The sequence below is a fragment of the Xenorhabdus sp. PB61.4 genome, from assembly GCF_963894935.1.
Classification (GTDB): Bacteria; Pseudomonadota; Gammaproteobacteria; order Enterobacterales; family Enterobacteriaceae; genus Xenorhabdus; species Xenorhabdus stockiae.
On record NZ_CAWQJR010000124.1, the window covers coordinates 19,439 to 31,291 of the forward strand.

Annotated in this window: 1 protein-coding gene; it reads left to right on the forward strand. The window is 47.9% G+C overall.

From position 1 onward, the window contains the following. Position 1: 1 nt before the first annotated feature. Entirely contained in the window at positions 2–11,791 is an 11,790-nt protein-coding gene (locus AACX68_RS07140) for a non-ribosomal peptide synthetase (RefSeq protein ID WP_228858641.1), read from the forward strand. Positions 11,792–11,853: the final 62 nt, after the last annotated feature.

The window sequence follows — 11,853 nt, forward strand, 5'->3', positions numbered from 1 at the left end:
AATGTTGACGCTATTTAAAGAACTTAACAAAAATCAGGCATCAGTATGGGTTTATGAAAATAAGTTGAAACTGACATTCACAGGGGGAACTCCCCCTGATCAACTTATTGATCAAGTTAAACAGAAAAAAGAAAACATTCTTAATTTTTTAAATGAAAAAAATATCTTCTCAGTAGAAGACTTTAGGCATTTTATTTCCCTTGAAAATCATGCTGGTGTGCCTGCGACTTCATCCAACAACAAAAAGATTGAGGCTATTTTCCCTGCCACCAGCTTACAACAGGGGTTTGTCTATCATTATCTTTCTCAGCCACAGGATGATGCTTATCGCGTCCAACTGCTATTGGATTACCACTCTTCTATTAATGTTGATGCTTATCAACAAGCCTGGACATTGGCTTCGCGTCGTTTCCCGACCCTAAGAACTGCCTTTAACTGGGAAGGTAAAATATTACAAATCGTCACAGCCGATACCAGTATTGATGCGGCAAACTTCAGGCACGAAGATATTACCTCGTTATCAGCAGAAGAAAAAAACAGGGCGATTGACAATATTCAACAACATGATCGCACCCTGCCGTTTGATTTACGTCAGCCCGGATTAGCGCGCTTTACCCTGATTAAACAACATCAGCAACTGATGACTGTGCTTATCACACTGCACCACAGTATTGTTGATGGCTGGAGCTACCCTGTTTTATTGCAAACCGTCCATGGCTATTACAACGCACTCGTACAGGGACGCACGCCTGACATCGTCGTGGATAACGCTTATCTGGCGGCCCAGCAATATTACCGCAATCATCAGGCCGATACGGATATTTATTGGTCTGAGCGCAAGACCCAATGGCAGGGCGCGAATGATTTATCGGCGCTACTAAGCCACCGGGTTGACTTAACCCAGATAAAAATGATTGAAAAACCGGCAGAAAAGCGACTCACTGTGCAGGATAACGCTTATGAGCAGCTTAAAAACACCTGCCGGAGACACGGGGTGACACTGAATGTGGCGCTGCAATTTGCTTGGCATAAACTGTTGCACATTTACACCGCTGATGAGCAGACGATTGTCGGTACAACCGTCTCCGGTCGGGATATCCCCGTTGAAGGGATCGAGTCCAGTGTTGGTCTTTATATCAATACCCTGCCTCTAGCGGTGCAGTGGAAACAAACTGATAGCGTCGTCACCGTTTTACAACATATCCAGAAAAATATCGCTGACCTCAACAGCCACAGTGCCGTTTCTCTCGCCAGTCTGCAATCTGGCGGAGAACGGTTATTTCATAGCCTTTTGGTGTTTGAAAATTATCCTACTCCGGTGGCAGACAAGAACCAGACCGGCATCGAACAGACACTGACATTTCGCCGCGCAGTGGAAAAAGTGGATTATCCGTTGTCACTGATCGCGTATGAGCAAAATAACCGTTTAGTCATCAAATTTAATTATGGGAAAGACTGGCTGGAAGACGAACAGGCATTGCGCTTGCTGAGGCAACTTGAACGTATTCTGCACGAGGTTGCCTGTCATCCGGAACAGTCTCATACCGCTATCACCTGTCTCAGTGAGGAAGAGCGTCATACGCTGCTGCACCGCTGGAACCAGACCGCAGAGCCTTACCCGCAGGATAAAACCCTGCCACAATTGTTTGAAGTGCAGGCGGCTCAACACCCGGATGCCACGGCAATCGTATTTGAAAATCAAAGCATCAGCTATGGCGAACTCAACCGCCGTGCCAACCAGCTGGCGCATTATCTGATTGCACTGGGTGTCAGGCCGGATGATCGGGTCGCGGTCTGCCTTGAACGCAGCCCGGAGATGGTGGTCGGGATACTGGCTATTCTCAAGGCGGGCGGGGCTTATCTGCCCCTCGATCCGGCTTATCCCGCAGAACGATTGCGCTATATGCTGGATGACGCAACGCCAGTAGTTTTACTGGCGCAAACCGCACTGGCGGATACACTGACGACGTCAGTTCCCACGGTATGGCTGGATAACCCGTCTCTGGGCTTAGAGACTCAGCCGGACACCAACCCGGATGCACAGGCACTGGGGTTGACTTCTCGTCATCTGGCTTACGTGATTTACACCTCCGGTTCGACAGGAGCACCCAAAGGGGTGATGATAGAGCACCGCAATGTGGTGAATTTCCTTATCTGGGCACAACGGGTATTTAGCCCGGAAGAATTAGCACATACGCTGTTTTCCACATCGTTGAATTTTGACTTATCTGTTTACGAATGTTTCGCGCCTTTAATTTCTGGTAGTACGGTCCACATTGCGCCTGACATTCTTTCATTAATTACAAAAGCATCAGATACAAAGCCACTGTTCAGCCTTATCAATACAGTACCCTCCGCGATTGAGCGATTAATAGAGAACAATGCCATTCCGGCTACCACCCAAACCGTTAACCTCGCCGGTGAGGCGTTGAAATCCCACATTGTTGAGCGATTGTTTGCTCATTCCTCGATACAAAATGTGTATAATTTGTATGGCCCTTCGGAGACCACGACCTATTCAATCTGGACATGCATGAACCGAACGACAGGTTTTGTTCCCCATATTGGCCGTCCTATCGACAACACCCGAATTTACCTGCTTGATGCTCACCAACATCTCGTACCGATAGGTGCCTTGGGCGAAATTTATATCGGTGGTGATGGTATTGCCCGTGGCTATCTAAACCGGCCAGAACTGACGGCGGAACGTTTCCTTCCTGATCCTTTTTCTTCTGTACAAGAGGCAAGAATGTATAAAACGGGGGATTTGGGGCGTTACTTGTCGGACGGCAATATCGAATATCTGGGACGCAATGATTTTCAGGTTAAAATTCGTGGTTACCGCATTGAGCTGGGTGAAATTGAAAGTGCGCTGACAACGCATCCACAGGTTAAACAGGCCGTCGTGATTGATCGTAAACATCAGGATCATAAAGTATTGGCAGCCTATTTAGTTGCCGAGAATGTTGTCTCCGATGACATGCTACTGATGCACTTATCGGATAGCCTGCCGGACTATATGCTACCCGCCAGCTTTACCTTTATGGAGGCGATACCGCTAACGCTGAGCGGCAAAGTGGACCGTAACGCCTTGCCAGAGCCGGTTTTCGGTGACAGAGAAAATTATATTGCGCCCCGTAATGCCTTGGAAACCCAGCTTTGTGCTATTTGGCAGGATGTTTTAGGGCTGGAGCAGATAAGCATCCACGATAATTTCTTTCGCATCGGTGGGGATTCGATTGTCAGTATTCAATTAGTGTCCAAACTACGCCAGGCGGGTTTTTCGCTTCAGGTGAAAACCATTTTTGAGGCCCCGACGGTGGCACAATTAGCGCCATTACTCATGCAAACCGCCTCCACTGCCGACATCGTTGCCGAGCAAGGAATATTAAACGGGGAGTTTGCGTTATTGCCGGTTCAGCAAACCTTCTTTGACTGGCAGTTTGCGCAGCCTCATCACTGGAATCAGGCTTTTATGGTTCAGATCCCCGGCAATATTCCATCCATGCAAATTGAGCAAGCCCTGAGCGCATTAACTGAGCGGCACGATATATTACGTGCTCGCTTTGTTGCTACAGAGCAGGGATATCGCCAATGTTATTTAGCGGATATTTCATCTTCACTGCCACAGTTAAAACACGCTGATGTCCGTCAGTGTCATCAGGAAGCACTCCATCAGCAACTCACCGAGTGGCAAAGTGGGTTCGATTACCACAACGGGCCACTCTGGCAGGCCGCTCATCTGACCGGCTACGCCGATGGCAGCGCCCGGTTATTTTTTGCCTTCCATCATCTGATTATTGATGCCGTGTCCTGGCGGATTATTGCAGAAGATATGCGTTTGCTCTTACAGGGGAGGGGCTTACCGGCGAAAACCAGCAGTTATCGCCAATGGGTGACCGCTGTTCAACAGTATGCCCGGCAACATCAACATGAAGTGCCTTACTGGCAACAGGTACTGGCGGACAATAACCGTAAACCTGTGTTGGACAATCTCACACACCATCAGCTGGAAATCTCGGCAGAAATGACTGATATCCTGCTGCATAAAGCTAACGCAGGTTTTCACACCGATATTAATGACCTGTTGCTGAGTGCGCTGACCGTCGCCTTGCAGGATACCTTAGACCAACCTGTCAACCCTATCCTTCTGGAAGGACATGGACGGGAATCTATTGATAACACAATAGATATTTCCGAAACCGTTGGCTGGTTTACTACGATGTACCCGGTTCGTCTGGAAAATCAGGCAGATATAGCCGACACCATCATTCATACCAAAGAGATGTTGCGCGCGGTGCCGAATAAAGGCATGGGTTACGGGGCATTACAGCAGGCGGACTATCTGACCGGGGATTTGCCACTGATAAGTTTCAACTATCTGGGGCAGTTAAGCAGTGCCAGCCGTCAGGACTGGTCAATCACCGACGATGATTGCGGAACGATGGTAGCCCGCGAAAACGGCAGTCATTTATTGCTGGGGCTTAATGGGGCCGTTCAGGCCGGAAAACTGCGGTTTTATGTCGATTCACGCCTGCCACAGGCTAAGATAGCCCTGTTTATCCTGGCATTTGAGCAGGCACTCAATAACGTCACCATCGCAGCGCAAAAACAAGCTCAATTAGGTGGTCTAAAAACGGCCAGTGATTACGGTGTCAATGGTCTTTCAGACACATTTCTGCGCCAGCTTCAACAACACTATCGGATTGAAACACTGTACCCCGCTACCAGTTTACAACAAGGATTTATTTACCATCATCTGGCTCAGCCACAAGATGATGCTTATCGTGTGCAACTGCTATTAGATTATCACTCTTCTATTAATGTTGACGCCTATCAACAAGCCTGGAAATTGGCTTCACTGCGTTTCCCAATCCTCAGAACCGCTTTTAACTGGGAAGGAGAAATATTACAAATCGTCACAGCCGATGCCAGTATTGATGCGACAAACTTCAGGCACGAAGACATTACCCCGTTATCAGAAGAAGAAAAAAACAGGGCAATTGATACGCTTCAACAACATGATCTCACCCTGCCATTTGATTTACGTCAGCCTGGGTTAGCGCGCTTTATCCTGATTAAACAACATCAACAGTTGGTTACTGTGGTTATCACCCTACACCACAGCATCATTGATGGCTGGAGTTACCCGATTTTATTGCAAACCGTTCATGGCTATTACAACGTACTCGCACAGGGACGCACGCCTGACATCGTTGTGGATAACGCTTATCTGGCGGCCCAGCAATATTACCGGGAGCATCAGGCTGAAGCTGATATTTACTGGACTGGATGCAAGGCCCAATGGCAGGGTACGAATGATTTATCAGCGCTGCTAAGCCATCAGGTTGACTTAACCTCAATAAAAACGGTTGAGAAACCGGCAGAACAACAACTCACTGTACAGAGTAACGCTTATGCTCAGCTTAAAAACACCTGCCGGATACACGGAGTGACACTGAATGTCGCCCTGCAATTTGCCTGGCATAAACTGTTACACACTTACACCGGTGATGAGCAGACGATTGTCGGCACCACCGTCTCCGGCCGTGATATCCCCGTTGAAGGGATCGAGTCCAGCGTCGGTCTGTATATCAATACTCTGCCGCTGACAGTGCAATGGAAACCAACTGACAGCGTGGTCACTGTTTTACAACATATCCAAAAAGATATCGCCAACCTCAACAGCCACAGTGCCGTTTCTCTCGCCGGACTGCAATCTGACGGAGAACGGTTATTCCAGAGCCTGCTGGTATTTGAAAACTACCCGGCACCGGTGGCAAACGGAAACCAGACCAGCATTGAACAGTCGCTGACATTCCGCCGTGTGGTGGAAAAAGTGGATTATCCGTTGTCGTTGCTCGCCTATGAGCAAGGTAACCAGTTAATCATCAGATTTAATTACGGTGAAGACTGGTTGACTGATGAACAGACTCAACGATTACTGAACCAGCTTGAACGTATTTTGCATGGGGTAGCCTGTCATCCAGAACAGCCTCATGCCACTCTCACCTGTTTCAGTGAGGCAGAGCGTCATACGCTGCTGCACAACTGGAACCAGACCGATGCCCCTTATCCGCAGGATAAAACCCTGCCACAGTTGTTTGAAGCGCAGGCCGCACAACATCCTGATGCCATTGCAGTGGAATTTGAAGAACAGGTATTGAGCTATGGGGAACTTAACCGCCGCGCCAATCGTCTGGCTCATTACCTGATAACGTTGGGGGTAGGCCCTGACGAACGTGTTGCCATTTGTGTTGAACGTAGTCCTGAGATGGTGGTGGGTTTACTCGCCATTCTTAAAGCCGGTGGAGCTTATGTGCCACTCGATCCCGCCCATCCGGACGAGAGACTGATTTACATGCTGAAAGATTCGGCCCCCGTAGCTTTACTTACCCAGTCGACTCTTACGCACGTTTTTGATGCTGTGCCCCCCTCTGCCAGCCACATGACGGTATTACTTGATAAACAGACTGCTTATCTCACTGAACAGCCGGATCATAACCCTGATATTCCGACGCTGGCCCCGCATCATCTGGCCTATGTGATCTACACGTCCGGTTCAACCGGATTACCCAAAGGGGTGGAAATGCCACAGTCGGCCTTATCAAACCTGCTGCAATGGCATCATTATGCGCCTGAACATCCCACGACAACCGGTAAAACCCTGCAATTTGCGGCGCTGGGATTTGATGTCGCTTTTCAGGAAATCCTGACCACGCTGTGTGAGGGCAGCTGTTTAGTGCTGATTAATGAAACCCTACGCCGCGCCCCTCAACAGCTCCTAAAACTGGTTCAGCAAAAGCAGATTGAGCGCGTCTTTCTGCCTTATGTGGCTCTTCAGCATTTTGCCGATGCCGTCAGCCTCAGTGAAGAAGACGATTTGTCCTGCCTGAAACATATTATTACGGCCGGTGAACAATTGCGTATTACCCCTGCCATTCAGCGTTTGATGCAACGGGCTGGTCACTGCCGGTTACACAACCACTACGGCCCGACAGAAAGCCATGTTGTGACCTCATACACGCTGGACAATGAGACAGAACACTGGCCAACATTACCGCCGATCGGACGCCCGATAGCCAATACGCAAATTTATATTCTTGACCCGTATGGTCAACCAGTACCTTTCGGTGTCGCAGGCGAAATTTATATCGCCGGTCGGGGTGTTGCCCGAGGTTATCTCAATCGTCCTGAATTAACGGCTGAACGTTTTCTACGTTGCCCGTTCTCTACCGAGCCGGATGCTCGCATGTATAAAACCGGTGATTTAGGCCGTTGGCTACCGGATGGCAATATCGAATACCTTGGACGCAATGATTTTCAGGTTAAAATCCGCGGCTTCCGTATTGAACTGGGGGAAATTGAAAGTGCCCTTGCGGCGCATCCTCAGGTCAAACAGTCAGTGGTGATTGACCGTGAGCATAGCGGCCATAAAGTCCTCGCGGCATATCTGGTTGCCGAAGATGCTGTCTCTGATGATATGCTGCTTGCACACTTATCTGATCGTCTGCCGGATTATATGCTGCCCACCAGCTTTACCTTTATGGACGCTATTCCGCTGACGCTGAACGGTAAAGTGAACCGCAGAGCCTTACCAGAGCCGGTTTTCGGTGACAGAGACAGTTATGTTGCGCCCCGTAATGCACTGGAAATTCAGCTTTGCGCTATTTGGCAGGATGTTTTAGGGCTGGAACGGATCGGTATTGACGATAATTTCTTCCGTCTCGGCGGCAATTCCCTGACTGCCATTAAGTTGATCGCTGCCATTCGCCGTACCTTGTCCACCGATATTTCACTGGCACAACTGTTTGAATGGAAAACCATCGCTGGGTTAGCCACGCAGATGGACGCACAAATTCGCACGGTGATCCCTCATAAGCCCCAAGAGCGCTATCCCTTATCCTTTGCGCAGGAGCGGATGCTGTTTATCGAACAGTATGAGCAGGGTTCCGATATCTACCATATTCCCTATCTGGCTCAGTTGGCTCAGGATACTTCGCTGCCTTTACTGAAAACCGCCATTAACCAGCTGGCTGAACGTCATGCGGTGCTGAGAACCGTGTATCGTAGTGATAAGCAAGGCCAGATGTATCAGCAGGTATTGGATGAGGATTTAGTGATCCCATCTCAATCCTATGACGACAGGGAGACATTGCTGGCTAACGTCCGCACCGAGATCGCCACCCCCTTTGACTTAACCACCGAACCGAGCCTGCGCCTGCGGCATTATCAGGTCGCAGACAACCATTACTTATTCCTGTTATGGCACCATATCGCAATGGATGGCTGGTCGATTGATATCTTTATGGCGGAACTGGCGGAGATTTACCATGCGCTGCAAACCGGCCGTGACAGCCAGCTCCCTGCGCTGGATATCACCTACGGGGATTACGCGGCATGGCAACGGGATTATTTGCAGGGGGACATCCGCGAACAACAACTGACTTACTGGCAACAGACGCTGGCAGGCTATGAATCACTGGCACTGCCCACGGATCACCCCAGACCGGCACAGGTCAATTATCAGGGACTGGACGTCTACTTTGCTCTGGACACCCAGTTGTCTGAACAGCTACGAGAGTTGGCAAAAACACAGGAAACTACCCTGTATACCGTGCTGCTCAGTGCGTTTTACGTCACGCTGGCAAAATTATCCGGGCAAGACGATATTGTTATCGGCACCCCGACGGATAACCGCCACCACGCGCAAACCCTGCCCCTGTTAGGCATGTTTGTTAACTCACTGGCCTTAAGGGCACAACTGCAACACACTGACAATGTGACCGCGTTGATTGCACAGACACACAAACTGGTTAGCGGTGCCAAAGCTCATCAGGATATGCCATTTGAACAGCTCCTTGATGCACTGAACATTGAGCGGGATACTGCCCGTCATCCGATATTTCAGGTGATGTTCAGCGTGCAGGCTTTTGGTGAAGATAATCGTGGGGAAAATCCGTCAGACTACCGCCTACCCTTTAGTCCAGTTACACTGGATGAAACGTTATATAGCCCGGCCAAGTTTGACCTGAGCCTGTTTTTGTCCGATAGCAAAACGGCAATTACCGGTTGCCTGAACTACGCCGTGAGCCTGTTTAATGAAAGCAGCATCACCCGTCTCGCAGAGAGTTACCAGCGGGTATTGAGTGCGTTTGTGGCTGACCAGCAACAAACGTTGTCCGGTATTGATATTTTATCAGCGCAGGAACGCCACATCTTATTACATAGCTGGAACCAGACCGATGCCCCTTATCCGCAGGATAAAACCCTGCCACAGTTGTTTGAAGCGCAGGCGGCAAGAACACCGGACCATGTTGCACTGGTGTTTGAAGGTGAATCTCTGACCTATCACCAGCTTAATCAGCGTGCCAATCAACTGGCCCATGCCATACGCGAACGTTATCAACAACAGCATCACCAAACGATGCAAGCTGATACACCGATAGCCTTGTATTTTGACCGCAGTCTTGAAATGGTCATCAGTATGCTGGCGGTGCTGAAAGCCGGGGGCGCTTATGTACCGATATCACCGGAATATCCCACAGAGCGGGTACAGTTTATTCTGACAGACACTGCGACGCCTTGTGTTCTGACCCAACAACACTATCTGAACGCTCTCCGGCCATTGTCTGAGTCATCAATCCTTATCGCAGCAGATAATCAGGCAGACACGGCCAGTCAACCTGTGGAGAACGCTGAATCCATCAGTAAACCGACCGATTTGGCCTATATCATCTATACCTCCGGCACCACCGGTCAACCGAAAGGCGTCATGATTGAACACAAAAATGTGGCACATCTGGTGGCGGCTCAAACGGCATTTCTTGATGTTGAGCAAGCCACCAAAAGTTTAATGTTCATCTCTTATGTATTTGATGCGTCTGTTTACGAACTCTTTCCCGCGTTATTAAATGGCCTGACGCTTTACCTTTGCAGTGAAACAGAACGAAATGCCCCTGCCATTGCAGAGTTGATTCAGCGAGAAGGCATTGAAATAGCCATCTTACCATCCGCAATCCTCAAATTGTTAACTGACGTGGACTTGCCTTCACTCCGATTATTAGTCACCGGCGGAGAATCCCCCTCGCTGGACTTTATGGAGCATTTCAGCCAACACAGCAAGGTGATAAATTCCTACGGTCCGACCGAAATCACCGTTTGTGCGACACAGAAGCAATATCAGCATGGGGAAATTGCCACCAATATTGGTCAAGCGATTAATAATGTCAGACTTTACGTATTGGACCGTGCTGGAAATCTGGCGCCTGTCGGTACACCGGGTGAGTTATATATCGGTGGCGCGGGTTTGGCACGGGGGTATTTAAACCAGCCTGAATTGACCACCGAGCATTTCGTGGCAAATCCCTTTGCAACCACAGAAGACATCACTCAGGGTTATACCCGCCTGTATAAAACCGGCGATTTAGTGCGCTGGTTACCCAACGGCGAACTGGAGTATCTGGGACGCAATGATTCTCAGATCAAAATCCGCGGCTTTCGTATTGAATTGGGGGAAATTGAAAATGCGCTGACGGCGCATACGCAGGTTAAACAGGCTGTCGTGATTGACCGTGAGCATAACGGTCATAAAGTACTGGCTGCCTATCTGGTTATCGAAGATGCTGTCTCCGACGAGATGCTACTGGTACATTTGTCTGACAGACTACCGGACTATATGCTGCCCGCCAGCTTTACCTTTATGGACACTATTCCGCTAACGCTGAACGGCAAGGTAAATCGTCGTGCATTACCAGAACCTGTTTTCGGTAACAGAGAAAGTTATGTTGCACCCCGTAATGCCTTAGAAACTCAGCTTTGTGCTATTTGGCAGGATATTTTAGAGTTGGGGCGGGTGGGTATTGAAGATAACTTCTTCCGTATCGGAGGAAATTCTCTGCTGGCGATCAAACTCACTTCGGCAATACGCCATAAAATGGCCATTGATATTCCGTTAAATATTTTATTCAGCTGCAAGTGTATCGCTTTATTATCTCAGTGGCTGGCAACGGATAATAAAGAAATCAGTTTATTTAATTTCCTAACACCCGAGTCACTCGCAACGGATAAACTATTTATGATCCATCCGGCTAATGGTGGTAGTGAATCCTATGCCCCTCTGGCAAATATATTAGCTGATAATTATAACTGTATTGGTATCGATAATTACAATCTCAGTACAGATAACCAAATAGATTCATTGCAACGATTAGCTCAGATTTATATGGAGTTAATTCTGACTGAAATCTCTATTGATCAAACTATCCGTATCTTAGGCTGGTCATTAGGCGGACAGTTAGCAATGGAAATTGCCTATCAATTAGAACAGATTGGCGCACAAAAAATCAAATTGTTCTTATTAGATACAGTAATTAACAACGCTGAGATAAAGAAACTTAAAGATAACATTGATATATCATATATAAACCTATTAATCACTGATGAGTTACAAAAAGCGAGTGCCAGTGAAACCTATATCAATAGAGTATTGGAGGCTGCACCAGTTGAATATAAAATAGCTGACTGTAACTTAAGCGGAATATTAAAACATACCCGTATTATGCTATTCAAAGCAGGTGAAATTAATCCTGATTATAATGATCCCTCGCAAATAAAGTTGACTGAATCAATCATAAAAGTGACTGATAATAATATTTCTCAATGGGTAACCACCCCATTAGAAGTTATATTATTGAAAAATCACCATCATAATAACATTCTTGAATGTACTTCTGTTATTCGCAAAGAAATAATTAATGTATTAGGAGTTAATGAAACATCGTTAATATAAATTAATTTGATAATGATTAATGAGGCTGGTATTACCAGCCTCTTATTCAATAAAGTATCCGG